Source organism: Caballeronia cordobensis, from assembly GCF_001544575.2.
GTDB classification, from domain to species: domain Bacteria; phylum Pseudomonadota; class Gammaproteobacteria; order Burkholderiales; family Burkholderiaceae; genus Caballeronia; species Caballeronia cordobensis.
Genome location: NZ_FCNY02000007.1, coordinates 253,241 through 267,461, shown reverse-complemented (window position 1 = coordinate 267,461; position 14,221 = coordinate 253,241). Strand labels below are relative to the sequence as shown.

15 protein-coding genes are annotated in these 14,221 nt (G+C 64.0%); 7 read left to right on the top strand and 8 right to left on the bottom strand.

Annotated elements, in window-relative coordinates; translation table 11 throughout:
- Positions 1 to 41: 41 nt before the first annotated feature.
- Positions 42 to 566 (top strand): molybdopterin-guanine dinucleotide biosynthesis protein B, encoded by a 525-nt coding sequence (mobB, locus tag AWB70_RS15735; protein ID WP_053569133.1) that lies wholly within the window; start codon positions 42 to 44, stop codon positions 564 to 566.
- On the opposite strand, the gene AWB70_RS15730 is transcribed toward mobB, so the two are convergent.
- The 4 genes from AWB70_RS15730 to AWB70_RS15715 form a co-directional block, all read right to left on the bottom strand.
- On the bottom strand, positions 563 to 772 hold the full coding sequence (locus AWB70_RS15730; protein ID WP_014250631.1) for a DUF2783 domain-containing protein: 210 nt from the start codon (positions 770 to 772) through the stop codon (positions 563 to 565). The genes mobB and AWB70_RS15730 overlap by 4 nt on opposite strands.
- Complete coding sequence (locus AWB70_RS15725) at positions 772 to 2,451, bottom strand: FAD-dependent oxidoreductase (protein WP_053569132.1); 1,680 nt, start codon at positions 2,449 to 2,451, stop codon at positions 772 to 774. The genes AWB70_RS15730 and AWB70_RS15725 overlap by 1 nt, the downstream gene beginning before the upstream one ends.
- 166 nt (positions 2,452 to 2,617) lie before the next feature.
- Entirely contained in the window at positions 2,618 to 3,397 is a 780-nt protein-coding gene (locus AWB70_RS15720; RefSeq protein WP_041731567.1) for an IclR family transcriptional regulator, read from the bottom strand.
- A complete protein-coding gene (locus AWB70_RS15715; RefSeq protein ID WP_053569131.1) occupies positions 3,394 to 3,939 on the bottom strand; it encodes a cupin domain-containing protein in 546 nt (181 codons plus the stop codon). Before AWB70_RS15715 ends, AWB70_RS15720 begins: the two co-directional genes overlap by 4 nt.
- Positions 3,940 to 4,016: 77 nt before the next feature.
- On the opposite strand from AWB70_RS15715, the gene AWB70_RS15710 reads away from it, so the two are divergent.
- Together AWB70_RS15710 and AWB70_RS15705 are read left to right on the top strand one after the other, a co-directional pair.
- Positions 4,017 to 4,754: an ABC transporter substrate-binding protein gene (locus AWB70_RS15710; protein WP_053569130.1), complete on the top strand. Its 738-nt coding sequence runs from the start codon at positions 4,017 to 4,019 to the stop codon at positions 4,752 to 4,754.
- Positions 4,755 to 4,756: 2 nt separating this feature from the next.
- Positions 4,757 to 5,179, top strand: a complete 423-nt coding sequence (locus AWB70_RS15705; RefSeq protein ID WP_053569129.1) for a GNAT family N-acetyltransferase — start codon at positions 4,757 to 4,759, stop codon at positions 5,177 to 5,179.
- A gap of 9 nt (positions 5,180 to 5,188) precedes the next feature.
- Here AWB70_RS15705 and AWB70_RS15700 read toward each other — a convergent pair whose 3' ends face one another.
- Positions 5,189 to 5,878: a DJ-1/PfpI family protein gene (locus tag AWB70_RS15700; RefSeq protein WP_053569128.1), complete on the bottom strand. Its 690-nt coding sequence runs from the start codon at positions 5,876 to 5,878 to the stop codon at positions 5,189 to 5,191.
- Between the two features lie 137 nt (positions 5,879 to 6,015).
- On the opposite strand from AWB70_RS15700, the gene AWB70_RS15695 reads away from it, so the two are divergent.
- The 4 genes from AWB70_RS15695 to pqqA all read left to right on the top strand — a co-directional run bounded on the left by AWB70_RS15695 (position 6,016) and on the right by pqqA (position 10,571).
- Positions 6,016 to 6,975, top strand: coding sequence for a GlxA family transcriptional regulator (locus AWB70_RS15695; protein ID WP_063177200.1), 960 nt, complete (start codon positions 6,016 to 6,018; stop codon positions 6,973 to 6,975).
- Positions 6,976 to 7,145: 170 nt separating this feature from the next.
- Positions 7,146 to 10,064, top strand: a complete 2,919-nt coding sequence (locus AWB70_RS15690; RefSeq protein WP_053569127.1) for a sensor domain-containing phosphodiesterase — start codon at positions 7,146 to 7,148, stop codon at positions 10,062 to 10,064.
- Between the two features lie 81 nt (positions 10,065 to 10,145).
- Positions 10,146 to 10,280 (top strand): hypothetical protein, encoded by a 135-nt coding sequence (locus AWB70_RS39535; protein ID WP_268760565.1) that lies wholly within the window; start codon positions 10,146 to 10,148, stop codon positions 10,278 to 10,280.
- 216 nt (positions 10,281 to 10,496) lie between these two features.
- On the top strand, positions 10,497 to 10,571 hold the full coding sequence (gene pqqA, locus AWB70_RS39530; protein WP_008353049.1) for a pyrroloquinoline quinone precursor peptide PqqA: 75 nt from the start codon (positions 10,497 to 10,499) through the stop codon (positions 10,569 to 10,571).
- Between the two features lie 61 nt (positions 10,572 to 10,632).
- Here the strand turns inward: pqqA and AWB70_RS15680 are convergent, their stop codons facing one another.
- The 3 genes from AWB70_RS15680 to AWB70_RS15670 all read right to left on the bottom strand — a co-directional run bounded on the left by AWB70_RS15680 (position 10,633) and on the right by AWB70_RS15670 (position 14,022).
- Entirely contained in the window at positions 10,633 to 10,959 is a 327-nt protein-coding gene (locus tag AWB70_RS15680) for a hypothetical protein (RefSeq protein ID WP_235024263.1), read from the bottom strand.
- Positions 10,960 to 11,078: 119 nt separating this feature from the next.
- Complete coding sequence (locus AWB70_RS15675) at positions 11,079 to 12,497, bottom strand: aspartate aminotransferase family protein (RefSeq protein WP_053569126.1); 1,419 nt, start codon at positions 12,495 to 12,497, stop codon at positions 11,079 to 11,081.
- A 46-nt stretch (positions 12,498 to 12,543) separates the two neighbouring features.
- Positions 12,544 to 14,022 (bottom strand): NAD-dependent succinate-semialdehyde dehydrogenase, encoded by a 1,479-nt coding sequence (locus tag AWB70_RS15670; RefSeq protein WP_053569125.1) that lies wholly within the window; start codon positions 14,020 to 14,022, stop codon positions 12,544 to 12,546.
- Positions 14,023 to 14,221 lie beyond the last annotated feature (199 nt).

Here is a 14,221-nt window from a genome sequence, read left to right as displayed (position 1 = left end):
ACTCGTCTGATCCAGAACAGAACAATCAGCCGACCATTCGCATGAATTCGCCTCATCCGCCGCTCTTCGGCATCTCGGGCCGCTCGGGCCAGGGCAAGACCACCTTGATCGAAGCGCTGTTGCCCTGGCTGCGCGCGCAATGCCTCATCGTCAACGTCATCAAGCACAGTCATCACTCGATCGAACTCGAACCGCCAGGCAAGGACAGTGCGCGCTTTCGTCGCGCGGGCGCGGGGGAAGTGCTGATCGCATCGCCGTACCGGTATGCGATCCTGCGCGAATTGAATGGCGAACCGGCGCCGTCGATCAGCGAACTGGCGGCGCGGCTCTCGCACGCGGACCTCGTGATCGTCGAAGGCTTCGCGCGTGAAACGATGCCGCGGCTCGAAGTCGTGCGGCCCTCGGCGGGCCGCGATCCGCTCTATAAGACCGACGTGGAGATCATCGCCATCGCCACCGACGATGCCGCCGCCATCGACACGATCTTGCCCACGCTCGCGCTCGACGACATCGCGGGTATCGGCGCGTTCATCTGCGAGCGTGTGGGCATTGCATTGAAGGATTAGCTCGCCGCGAGGCCATGACGCGCCATCGCCAGCGCTTCTTTCAACACGTCGTTATCGCCGATGTGATTCGCGAGCAAGAGCACGAGCTTCGCGTTGAGCAACTGGCTGTCTTCGTCGGAGAGGCCGTTGTGCGTGTCGATTAGGCGCTCGTAGAACGCATCGTGGTCCGCGATATTCAGTTCGAGATTGAGCTTCATACGATTCATCATCCGTTGCAGGTTGCATGCTTGACCGCGGCCGTGACCGATGCGGCATCGAAGGCGCGCCAGCGCGCGCATACGTGCTGATCGGGGCGCAGCAGATAGAAGGTTCCCGGCCGCGCGTCGAAGCGATGCGCGACCATGCCTTCCACGTCCTCCACCACGGTCACGCCCGGCACGGCGCACGCCATGCCCCGCGGCACGACGATCAGCTTGCGCACCGGCAGCGCAGCGTTCGACAAACCCGCGAGGCTCTGCGCGCATGCGTCGGGGCCGTGGCCGAGCCCGCAGAAATAGAGGCCCGTGAACGCGCCGCCATGCGTTTGCGGCAAGAGCCACGCATCGCGGTCATCGACGCGCACGGGTGCATCGACGCACGGCGCGCCGGGCATCATCGCGCCGTCGAAGACATCGTCCTTGCTATCGGGCGTATTGAGCGCCGAGTCGCGCAGCACCGCCGGCACCGAAAGCCGCCCGCTGTTCGCGATGCGCCGCGCGAACGCGGCGTCCTTCGCGAGCTTGAGCGTCGCGTCGCGAAAGAGCCGTGAGACCGCGCTCTTCGGCGTGATGAAATCGGTGGAACGCGTGGAATTGAGGATGTTTTCATCGGCGGCGTATTCGCGCTCGGACGCATAGGTATCGAGCAGCGCGTGCGGCGCATCGCCGTTGACGACGAGCCTCAGCTTCCATGCGAGATTGTCCGCGTCCTGCACGCCGCTATTCGCACCGCGCGCGCCGAACGGCGACACGCCGTGCGCGGCATCGCCCGCGAAAATGACGCGTCCATGCCGGAAGCTTTCCATGCGCACACACGAGAACGTGTAGACGCTCACCCATTCCAGCTCGAATTCCGCGTCTTCGCCGAGCAGCGCCTTGACGCGCGGAATCACGCGCTCGGGCGCTTTCTCCGCGACGGGGTCGGCGTCCCAGCCGAGCTGGAAATCGATGCGCCAGACATCGTCGGGCTGGCGATGCAGCAGCACCGACTGGTTGCGATGAAACGGCGGATCGAACCAGAACCAGCGCTCGGTCGGAAACGGCGCTTTCATCTTCACGTCGGCGATCAGGAAGCGGTCCTTGAACGTGCGGCCCTGGCTGTCGAGATTGAGCGCGCGGCGCATCGGGCTGCGCGCGCCATCGGCGGCGACGACGTATTGCGCTTTCAGCGCATAGACGCCATCGGGCGTTTCGACCTGCAGCTCGACGTGATCCTCATGCTGCGTCACGCCGACGACATTGCTTTTCCAGCGCAATTGCAGTTGCTCCAGCTCCATCGCGCGTTCGGCGAGAAAGCCTTCGACGTAGTACTGCTGCAAATTGATGAAGGCCGGACGCGAATGCCCCGTTTCGGGCAGAAGATTGAAGGTGTACACGAGGTCGTCGTGCAGAAAGACCTTGCCGACATTCCAGCTCACGCCCTTTTCGATCATTTTGTCGCCGCAGCCGAGCCGGTCGAAGATCTCCAGCGTGCGCTTGGCGAAGCAGATCGCACGCGAGCCGGTGGACACGGTGTCGTCGTTGTCGAGCAGCACCGTGCGCACGCCCTGTTGCGCGAGATCGATGGCGGTGGCGAGGCCGACCGGCCCCGCGCCGACCACGGCCACGGGATAAGGCGAGGATGCGGGGGCATCGTGATCGGGCGCGCGCTCGTATTCGAAACGCAGACTGGCGTAGTTCACGGACATTCGATCGTCTCCATCGTCGATGGGCGAATTGCTTCGCTTTCGGTTATCTGTTTATCATTGTACAAGCCGTTTTATATTGTTGAATCTGCGTTTACCCGTACGCAGGCCGCGGCGCGATTGCCGCAAGTCTCATCTGAACATTGAACGCGATGCGTTCGCTAACGCATCATGCGACGAAGCCGAGCATCTTCGACACGCGTTGCGCGCAGTCGCGCAAGGCCTTCGAAATAGCGCCGTCCCAGGCGCCGTCGAACGAGCCGCTCGGCCCGATCGCCGTGATCGCGAGCACGATATTGCGCGTGTGGTCGAAGACCGGCGCACTCATCGCACCGATGCCGGCGACGGGTTCATCCACCGCTCTCGCGATGCCGTGCTCGCGCACTTCGGCGAGCATCGCGTCGATCTGCGCACGCGTGTAATCGCGACGTTCCGCGCCGGTCTGCAATGCGCCCGCACGCTCCATCGCGACGAGCGCATCGACGGTCATCGGCGGAAGATAGGCGGCGAACGCGCGGCCTGTTGCGGTCTGCAGCAGCGACATCACGGTGCCCGTACGCATCGTCACGTGAATCGGCACGCTTGCCTGCTGAATATGCACGATGGTCGGGCCGTAGCTGCCCGCGCTCGCGAGCGCGACCGTATGCTCGATGCGCGGCGTCATGTTCGCCACCTCCGCGATCGCGAGGCGCACCGGATCGACGCGCTGCAAGCTGATCAGGCCCATCTGCAACGCAAACGGCCCGAGCTCGTAGCGGCCGGTGGCGGGGTCCTGCTGAATCAGGCCGAGATTGCCGTACGAGACGAGATACGGATGCGCCTTCGCCGAAGGCATGCCCGCCTTCTTCGCGAGATCGCCGAGCAGCATCGGGCCGCCGTGGTCCACGAGCGCGCGCAAGAGCGCCCCGCCTACTTCGATCGATTGAATGCCCCGGCGCGCTCCGTTCATGCCTGACCCTGCGTGGTAGTTGACGATGCGCGCGATGATAGCGGACCCAGCCGCGCAATCAATTCCCGATGCTGCGGATAACGCGCTTCGAGCATGCCGGGCGTGGCCATTTCGAACTCGCTGAATTCGAAACCGGGCGCGACCGTGCAGCCGACGAGCGCCGCGCCGCTCGCCTCGCGGCACTCGGCGGCGAACCAGTCGCCCGCTTCGACAACCGCCTGAAACACGGTATCCGGATGATGCAGCGCATTGCCGAGCCGATGCGTGACGAGCGCGCCGTTTGCATCGAGCACATGCACATCGACCGGATCGCCCGCATAGAAATGCCAGACCTCGTCGGAACGAATGCGATGCCATGCCGAATGCGCGCCGTCGCATAGCAGGAAATAAATCGCGGTGGAGGCACTACGCACATCGCTCTCTTGCTCACGCGTGACCTTGCCCTTCGCGCGATACGTCTCGCGGAAGAATCCGCCCTCCGGATGCGGTTCGAGCTTCAGACGCTCGATCCAGACTTTACTGTCGATGCGGTCACGTTGCATGTCGTTCCCTTTGCAAGAGCGGTTGCGGTTCGCGTATTCTGCATCGGATATTCGCTCCCCACTCGACGACCCACACCATGACGCTTTCCTCTTCCTTGCTGAATGCCTTCGCTCCGACCGGCACGTTGCGCGCGTCGATCAATCTTGGCAATCCCGTCCTCGCGCGCCGCACGGACAGCGCCGAACCCGGCGGCGTATCCGTCGATCTCGCCCGCGAGCTGGCCTCGCGGCTCGGCGTGCCGGTTTCGTTCACCTCATTCGAGCGCGCCGCGGAATCCGTCGCCGCCGTCACGAACGAAGACGCCGATATCGGCTTCTTCGCGATCGATCCGTTGCGCGGCGCAGGCATCGCATTCAGCGCCGCTTATGTGCTGATCGAAGGCTGTTATCTCGTGCGCGATGCATCGCCGGTCACGCGTAACGAAGACGTGGATCGCGAAGGCAACCGCATCATGGTCGGCACGGGCAGCGCGTACGACCTCTTTCTTACGCGCGAGATCAAAAAGGCGCAGATCGTGCGCACGGCGTTGTCGGAGAAGGTGGTCGATGCGTTCCTGCGCGAGAACATCGAAGTCGCGGCCGGCGTGAGGCAGCAACTCGAAGCCGATGCCGCGCGCACGTCCGGATTGCGCCTGCTCGACGGGCGCTTCATGGTGATCCAGCAGGCGATGGGCATGCCGAAGGCGCGTGGCGACGAGGCCGCGCAATATTTGCGCGAATTCGTCGAGGACGTGAAGCGCTCGGGCTTCGTCGCGGATGCGCTCGCGCGGTACGGCATCGAGGGCGCATCGGTCGCGCCGGCCACGCCCGTCTGACGATGAGCGCGGACGTCACGCTCGCGATCACCGACTGGATCGACGCGACGTTCGAGCATGACGTCGCGGGCGGTCTCGCGGCGTTCAATCGTGCGCAACTCGGGCCGAGCCATCAGCGCGATCTCGCGGTGTCGCTCTATCGCGATGACGATTTTCTCGGCGGGCTCGCGGGCTTTACCGCGTGGGACTGGCTCTTCGTGAAATGGCTCTGGATACGCGAGGACGCGCGCCGCGCCGGACTCGGCACGCGCGCGCTCGCCGCCGCCGAAAACGAAGCGATCAAGCGCGGCTGCCGCGCGGCGTGGCTCGACACGGTCAATCCCGCGGCGCACGCGCTCTACGCGCGCTGCGGCTACGAGACGTTCGGCGAGCTCGCCGACTTTCACGCGGGCAAGCCGCGCTATTTCATGCAGAAGCGCTTCTAGCGTTTCACATCACGCATTCGCTTTCAGGCGTTCCGCGACGCGCGTGGTAATCGCACTGCGCGCCGCGAAAGACGATTCGAGCCGCTTGCGCACATCCTCCACGACATCGACGGGCGCGCTGTTCGGATCGCCCGCATCGAACGGCGGCGCGGGCGCGTATTCCATCTGCAACTGCACGGCCTGCGCCTCCTGTTCGCCGACGAGTTCCGCCGCAAGCGTCAGCGCGAAATCGATGCCCGCGGTAATCCCGCCGCCCGTGAACAGATTGCCGTCGCGCACGACGCGCTCGTGCACCGGGATGGCGCCCAGCTTCGCGAGCAACGCGTGATACGCCCAGTGCGTCGTCGCGCGCTTTCCGTGCAGCAGCCCCGCCGCGCCGAGCACGAGCGAGCCGGTGCACACGGAGGTCACGTAGCGCGCGCCCTTCGCCTGCTCGCGCAGGAACGCGAGCGTCGCCTCGTCCTCCATCAGATCGCCGACGCCCGCGCCGCCCGGCACGCACAGCACATCGAGCGCGGGGCAGTCGTCGAAGCTCGCGTCGGGCGTCAGGATCATGCCGGCGCTCGATTTCAGCGGCTCGCGCGTTTTCGCGACGAGATGCACGCGCGTATCGGGCAGGTGCGCGAATACGTCGTACGGGCCGGTCATGTCGAGTTGCTGGACGCGCGGAAACAGCAGCAGGCCAATATGCAGGGTCATCGTCTTCTCCTCGGTAGGCGGTTTTTCCAATGGACGAACCCATGCTACGCCGCTACCCTATGGCGAAATTGACATAGACCCCACGTTTTCCGCCACGTCTCGCGAGGAAAGCCGCCGTGCAAACCGAATCGCCGCGCATGATCGACGTGCTCGCCTTTCCCGACGTCCAGTTGCTCGACGTCGCCGGTCCGGTGCAGGTGTTCGCGTCCGCGAACGATCTGGCGGCAGCCGCGGGCCTGCCGCGTCCGTATCGCCCGCGCGTGGTTGCGCAAAGCGGCACGGTGAGCGCGTCGGCGGGCCTGGGGCTCGTCGGCGAAGCGTTGCCCTATGCGCGCGAACCCTGCGACACGCTGATCGTCGCGGGCGGCTGGGGCGTGCATCAGGCGGTGCTGAATCGCGAGCTCGTCGACTGGGTGCGCGCGCGCTCGGCGCATGCGCGGCGCACGGCGTCGGTTTGCACGGGCGCGTTTCTGCTCGCCGCGGCGGGCCTCCTGAACGAGCGGCGCGCCGTCACGCACTGGACGCGCTGCGCCGAACTGGCCGCGCGCTTCCCGGCGGTGCGCGTCGAGTCCGACCCGATCTTCATCCGCGATGGCGACGTCTGGACGTCGGCCGGCGTCACGGCGGGCATCGATCTTTCGCTTGCGCTCGTCGAAGACGATCTCGGCCGCGCGCTCGCGCTCGATGTCGCCCGCCAGCTCGTCGTGTTCCTGAAACGCCCCGGCGGTCAGGCGCAGTTCAGCGCGGCGCTCTCGCTGCAAAAATCGGGCGAGCGCTTCGCCGAACTGCACGCGTGGATCGCGGAGCATCTGGAGGCGGATCTGTCGGTCGGCGAGCTGGCCGCGCGCGTGGGCATGAGCGAGCGCAGTTTCGTGCGCCATTACCGCGCGCAAACCGGCACGACGCCCGCGCGCTCGATCGAACGCATGCGTCTGGAAGCGGCCCGTCGCTTGCTCGCGGATACGGCGTTGCCGGTGAAGCGCGTCGCCGCGCGCTGCGGCTTCGGCACGGAGGAAACGATGCGGCGCGGCTTTCTGCGCTCGCTCGGCGTGTCGCCGCAGGCGTATCGCGACCGGTTCGCCGCGCGACCGGAATGAAGGCCCGCCCCGGCCGCGCGACGTTTTTTTGTCCTGCGCGCTCAAGCCTGTAAGCTGCGTGCCGTTACCCCGTTAAGAACGTTTGCTTGAGACGCGCGCCCCAGGCGGCGTGCGAGCGCTGTCGCTAATGAGAACCGCCCGCCGTGGCGGCAATATGGCCTGGAGCGCCGATGAGTGTGTTTCCCGCGTACGACGCGCTGGTTGCCCACGCAACCGCGGTCGAACCCGCAACCGTAACGGCAAGCGGCGAGAAGAGCGGCGCCTGCGCCGCGCCATCGATCGACGCCCTGCTGCGCGAAGCCGCCGCGACGGGCTGCCCGCAGCAGTGGGCGTGGTATCGCGCGGGCGAGCAGTTGCATCTGGAGCGGCGCGGCGAAGCGCCGGACGGCCGCAACGACTGGCCGCATAGCCTCGCCGAGGAGCGGCTCGACGAGACCTGCGCCGCGCACGGCTGGCATTGCTGGCCGACCGGGCGCGGCGAGTGCGTGCTCGGCTGGCTGCTCGCACCCGCCACGCTCCGCGACGATGCGCATCTTGCCGAACTCGCGCGCACGCTCGGCGAGCGCGTGCAGTCCGATGCCCTCGCGCGCGCTCAGCTCACGCAGCGCGTGCTGTACGAAATCGCTTATCTGGCGAGCTCGGTGCCCGAGCGCGCCGACTTTCTGCGCGGCGTGCACGAGCGCCTGGGCACGCTCATCGACGCGGAAAACTTCTATCTCGCGCTCTACGACCGCAAGACCGGCAGGATCACGTATCCCTATTACGTCGACGTGATCGATACGGACGTGGTGGCCGCCGAGAACTACGACCTCCTGAATCCGGCGCGGCTCTCGATGACCGGACAGGTGCTCACGAGCGGGCAGCCGCTTTTCATCACCGCCGGCGATATCTGCGAGGCCGAGCGCACGGGCCGTTTCTACTGCATCGGCGATCGGCCCGAGTTCTGGATGGGCGCACCGCTCAAGAACGCCAGCGACGAAGTGTTCGGCATGCTCGCGATGCAGGTCTATGATCTCTCGCGCATTTACACGGCGGAAGACCGCGCGCTCTTTCTCGTCGTCGCGCGGCACGTGGCGATGGCGCTCGACCGTATCCTGCACCGCGCCGATCTCGAAGAACAGGTGGCGCGGCGCACCTCCGAACTGTCGAAGCTCAACGCGGCGCTGCGACACGGCATCGCGGAGCGCGAGCGTTCCGAGCATTTGCAAGCTGCGCTCTATCAGATCGCAGAATTGTCGAGCCGCCCCGGCGACATGATGGAGTTCCTGCGCAGCCTGCATGGCATCGTCGGCGAGCTGCTGTATGCGCGCAATTTCTTCATCGCGCTCTTCGAAACGGAAACGGGCGAAGTGTCGTTCCCCTATTACGTCGATGAAATCGTGCAGGATCGCCCCGCGCCGCGCCGCGGCCAGCGCGGTCTCACGGAATACGTGATTCGCGAGCGGCGCGCGCGGCTCATCGACCATTCGGAAGCGCTGCGTCTCATCGAAGAAGGCGCGTTCGAGATCGAGCACAGCGAAGTGCGCCTGCGCTCGTGGCTCGGCATTCCGCTCTTCGACGGCGATGTCGTGCGCGGCGTGCTCGCCGTGCAGAGCTATTCGCCGCTCGTGCGTTATTCATTGCGCGATCAGGAATTGCTGACCTTCGTGTCGCGTCATATCGATACCGCGCTCTCGCGCCGACGCGATGCCGAAGCGCTGCATGCCGCGAATCTCGAACTCGAAGCGCGCGTGCAGGCACGCACGCGGGAGCTCGACGACGTCAACGCGCGCCTGCTCTACGAGAACGCGCACGACTCGCTGACGGGGCTTCCCAATCGCAGCCATCTGATGCACAAGCTGCGCTGCGCGTGGCAGGACTATCAGACGCGCGGCCACGAACTGTCCGTGATGTTCATCGACCTCGACCGCTTCAAGGTCGTGAACGACAGCCTCGGGCATCACTTCGGCGACATGCTGCTCGTGCAGGCCGCTTCGCGTCTGCGCGATTGCCTGCGCTCGACGGATCTGCTCGCGCGCCTCGGCGGCGACGAGTTCGCCGTGCTGTCGCCGGATGCGTCGGTGCGCGATGCGGTGTCGATCGCGAAGCGCATACTCGCCGCGTTCGATCTGCCGTTTCATATCGAAGAGCACGTGGTGTTTTCGTCGTGCAGCATCGGCATCGTAAGCGCGGACAGCCAGTTCCATACCGAGCCCGCCGATCTGCTGCGCGATGCCGATACCGCGATGTATCGCGTGAAAAACGCGGGCCGCGACAGCTTCGTCGTGTTCAATCAGGAACTGCGACGCCAGGTGTCGGACCAGGTCGAACGCGAAGGCGCGCTGCGCAACGCAATCAAGCGCGACGACGAACTGCTGCCCTACTTCCAGCCGATCGTCGATGTGAAGAGCGGTGAAGTGGTCGCGCTCGAAGCGTTGATCCGCTGGCGTCAGCCGGATGGACATATCGTGGGGCCGGCCGAATTTCTGCCTTCGGTGGAAGGATTGCGACTCATCGGCAGGCTCGATCTGTATATGCTCGAACGCGTCGCCGCGATTCTTTCGAATGCGCGTTTCGCGCACTGGCCGCCCGTGCATGTGAACTGCTCCAGTTACAGCATGACGCGCCCAGAATTCGCCGACGACGTTCTCGCGCTGTTGCGGCGCTATCGCGTATCGCCGTCGCGCGTGTGCCTCGAACTGACCGAAGGCGCGCTCGTCGCCGAGCCGGATCTCGCGCGGCGCACGATGCAACGGCTCGCGGACAATGGCATGTCCGTCGTGCTCGATGACTTCGGCGCGGGCTTCTCGTCGCTGAGCTACGTGCATCAGTATCAGTTCACCGGACTGAAGATCGACAAGTCCTTCATTCTCGAACTGACTGAGAGCCCGCGCAGCCGCGCGATCGTTCGCGCGATCGTGCGCATGGCCGAGTCGCTCGATCTGACGCTCGTTGCCGAAGGCGTCGAAGATGCGGCGACGCTCGCCGTGCTGCGCGACATGGGCGCGGCGCAGGCGCAAGGCTATTTCTTCGACAAGCCGCTGCCGTTGGAAGCGCTCACGCGCGCCTCGCTGGCACCGCGCGCGACGACGATAAGCGCCGCGCTGTAGTCATGCGCTGCGTTGCGCAAAGCTTGCGATAGCCTGCGATCCGACGCTTTCAATAGAGGAAAACGTAATGGCTGAAAAACCGTGTTCCCGCACACGCGCCATAAGCGGCACGCATCGGACGGCAATAATCTGAGCAATATCGTTCCCGAAGAGGCCGACAGGGTAATCCCGCAGGCGAAAAAAGGCGTGACAGACCTGCGCGTCGAGCGCGCCTGACAAACTCGGTACGACGCCTGACGATTCGGGAAATCGCCCGCAACCGCTATAAATAAATTAAATGAACGCCGGTGCAATTTCCAATCGTGCATCCGGCTAACTGCGCTAGGATTGAAGGTGGGTCGATTTGGGGTGCGCGGCTTTGCACGGCCCTTGGCAGGAGATCCGCGCAATGGCCTGGCATCCGTCTGGCCAATCAATGCACAAGGAGGCTCTATGAAGTGGGAAACCCCGAGTTTCACCGATATGCGCTTTGGCTTTGAAATAACGATGTATATTGCGACGCGTTAATCGGAAATGACAAAACGGCCATGTGAGTGGCCGTTTTGTTTTATTGGCGTCACAGTGCATTTCATTCGCGTCTGATCGGTTCGGTATGCTTGTTCGCCGGATCGGGCTGATCGGCATTTTGTGCATCCAGACCGCCCTTTCCAGGAATTTCGGGCGCATTGCCCGAGCCATACGGCACTTCCGCCGTCTGATGCGGATGCTGATCCAGACGACGGTTCTCCGGTTCGATTTCACCCGCATTCGGCTGGCGCACGCCCTGCTTCGGATCGCCGCCCGTCGCCGATCCCGGCCCCGGCGTATTGCCGATGGAACCGCCGCCGCTCGCGCCGCTGCCTGCATCGCCCAAAGGTTTGTCGGTGCTTTCCCTTTGCTGTTCGCTCTCGCTCATCATGGTTCTCCTTTTCGAACGTCATCGGAGAACTATGAGCAACGCGCATTCCAGTTCCATTGCGAATGAAAAGGCCCGCGCTTGCGCGCGGGCCCGTGGTGCCGCTTTTGCTGCGAGAATCAGATAGCCTGCGTCGCAAGCGCCGAGCCGATCACTTCGTTCGCCACCGCATCGACAGCCTGCTTCACGATGCCGACGATCTCATCCACTTCGGCGCGCGTCGTCGTGAGCGGCGGCGCGAAACCGAGGATATCGCCATGCGGCATGGCGCGCGCGATCACGCCGCGTTCGAGCGCCGCCGCCGAGACCTTCGGCCCGACCTTCAACGCCGCATCGAAGGGCTTGCGCGCGTTCTTGTCGGCCATGAATTCGAGCGCCGCGAGCATGCCCGCGCCACGCACTTCGCCGACGAGCGGATGCGAATCGAATGCCGTATGCAACTGCTGCTGCAAGTAAGCGCCGACATCCGCGGCATTCTGCGTGAGGTTTTCGCGTTCGAGGATGTCGAGATTGGCGATTGCCGCGGCCGCGCAAATCGGATGTCCCGAGTACGTCCAGCCATGACCCATCGGGCCGAATTCCTTCGAGCCTTTCTCGATGACGTCCCACACCTTTTCGCCGACGATCACGCCCGACAGCGGCGCATACGCGCTCGTCAGCCCCTTCGCGACCGTGATGAGATCCGGCTTGATGCCGAAGTGCTGCGCGCCCATCTTCGAGCCGAGACGTCCGAAGCCGCATACGACTTCATCGGAGATCAACAGGATATCGTGCTTGCGCAGCACGTCCTGAATCGCTTCCCAGTAACCTTGCGGCGGCGCGATGATGCCGCCCGTGCCCATCACCGGCTCGGCGATGAAAGCGGCGATCGTATCCGCGCCTTCCCTGGCGATCAGCTTTTCCAGCTCTTCGACGCAGTATGCCGTGAATTGCGTTTCGCTCATGCCGGCCGGCGCTTTGCGATACCAGTGCGGACACACCGTATGCTTCACGCGATCGACGGGCAGATCGAAGTTCTGGTGAAAGCTCGGCAAGCCCGTGAGACTGCCCGTCACGATGCCCGAACCGTGATAGCCGCGCTCGCGCGAAATGATCTTCTTCTTGTTCGGACGGCCGAGCACATTGTTGTAGTACCAGACGATCTTGATCTGCGTTTCATTCGCATCGGACCCCGACATGCCGTAGTACACCTTCTTCATGCCTTCGGGCGACCAGTCGATGATGCGTGAGGACAACTCGATGATCGTATCCGTCGAGTGCCCGACATAGGTGTGGTAATACGCGAGCTTCTTCGCCTGCTCATAGATGGCCTCGGCCACTTCGGTGCGGCCATAACCGATATTCACGCAATAGAGCCCGGCGAATGCATCGATATAACTTTTGCCTTGATGATCCTCGATGCGAATCCCCTTCGCGCCCGTGACGATCTTGCCGGGCAGCGCGCCGCTCGCGTGATCCTGCGCGTGCGTGGACGGGTGCATGAAGTGCGCGCGGTCTTCGGCGAACAACTGGTCGAGCGATTGTTTTTGCTGGGTCATGTGCTTCTCCTTGATTCGATGATGCGTGTCTTTGAGGATAGTTCTTTCAGGCCGCGCTCGTGAGCGGCAGGCCGAGATTGCCGAGGCAGAAGTATTTCGTTTCGACGAAGGGCTCGAAGCCTTCCGCACCGCCTTCGCGGCCGAGACCCGATGCCTTCATGCCGCCGAAGGGAATCGGCGCGCCGGTGAATTTCACGCCATTGACCGACACCATCGCGAAATCGAGGCGGCGCACGAGTTGAAAGATCGTGTCGATGCGCGTCGCGCAGATATACGCCGCGAGGCCGTATTCGGTATCGTTGGCGCGCGTGACGGCTTCGTCGAGCGTATCGAACGGGGAAATCGCGGAGATCGGCGCGAAGTTCTCTTCGTCGTAGATACGCATGCCGGGTTTGGCATCGGCGACGACGGTCGGTTCATAAAACCAGCCACCGAGCGCATGCGCCTTGCCGCCGACGGTGATGCGCGCGCCTTGCGCTTTCGCGTCGTCGATGCGTGCCACGGTCGAATCGAATGCGGCCTGATGCATGAGCGGACCGACATCGACATTCGCTTCGAAGGCAGTCCCTACTTTGAGTGCCTTGACCGCTTCCGTATAGCGTTCGACGAATTGCTCGTAGAGCGGACGCGCAACCAGAATGCGGTTCGCGGCGCAGCAATCCTGACCGGACGTCTGGAACTTCGCGCCCACTGCCACGCGCACGGCCTGTTCCAGGTCGGCGTCTTCCGTGACGATGAAAGGTGCATTGCCGCCCAGTTCGAGCGCCACCTTCTTGATGCCCGATTGCGCCGCCGTTTGCGCGACGAGATTGCCGACACGCGTCGAGCCTGTGAAGCTGACGGCGCGCACGCGTGTATCGCTCACGAGCGTTTCCATCGCCATGTGCGGCTCGCCGATCACGACGTTGAACACGCCCGGCGGGAAGCCTGCTTCTTCCGCGAGTTGCGCGAGCGCGATCGCGGAGAACGGCGTTTCGTGCGCGGGCTTGACGACCACCGTGCAGCCTGCGGCGATGGCCGCCGCGGCCTTGCGCGTGATCATTGCGACGGGGAAATTCCAGGGCGTGATGAGCGCCGCGACCCCGACCGGTTCCATGATCGTGCCGAGATGCGCGCCGTCGATATGCGTGGGAATCGTGCGGCCCGAGAGACGTTTTGCTTCGTTCGCGAACCATTCGACGAAGCTTGCCGCGTAGGGGATTTCCCCTTTCGACTCGGCGAGCGGCTTGCCTTGTTCGAGCGACAGAATGCCCGCGAGATCCGACTGATGACGCATGATCAGTTCATGCCAGCGGAGCAGCAGTGCGCTGCGTTTTTGCTGCGGCATCCAGCGCCATGACTGGAATGCGCGGTCGGCGGCATCGATCGAGCTTTTGATTTGCGCCTTGTCGAGCATCGGGACATGGCCGATGACGTTTTGATCCGCGGGGTTCGTCACCGCGATGGAGGCGGCGCTGTCGCTGTGGATCCAGCGGCCGTCGACATAGCAAAGGGATTTGAATAGGACGGGATGGCCTAGAAGCATGGTCGTCTCCTTGCGTTTCGTTTCGCTTTAGTTGATTCGATGTTTGTCAGTTTATGGACGTTTTGGGGTTTGGGTTTTTTGTTATTCGGGGCTGGGGTTGGTGTTTTTTCTGTTTGCTTCGGTGTTTTGGTTTGGCTTTTCTGGAAGCTTGTATTCGTGTTGGTCTATTAGCACTGCCCCTCCCCGGGGCGGGGGTAAC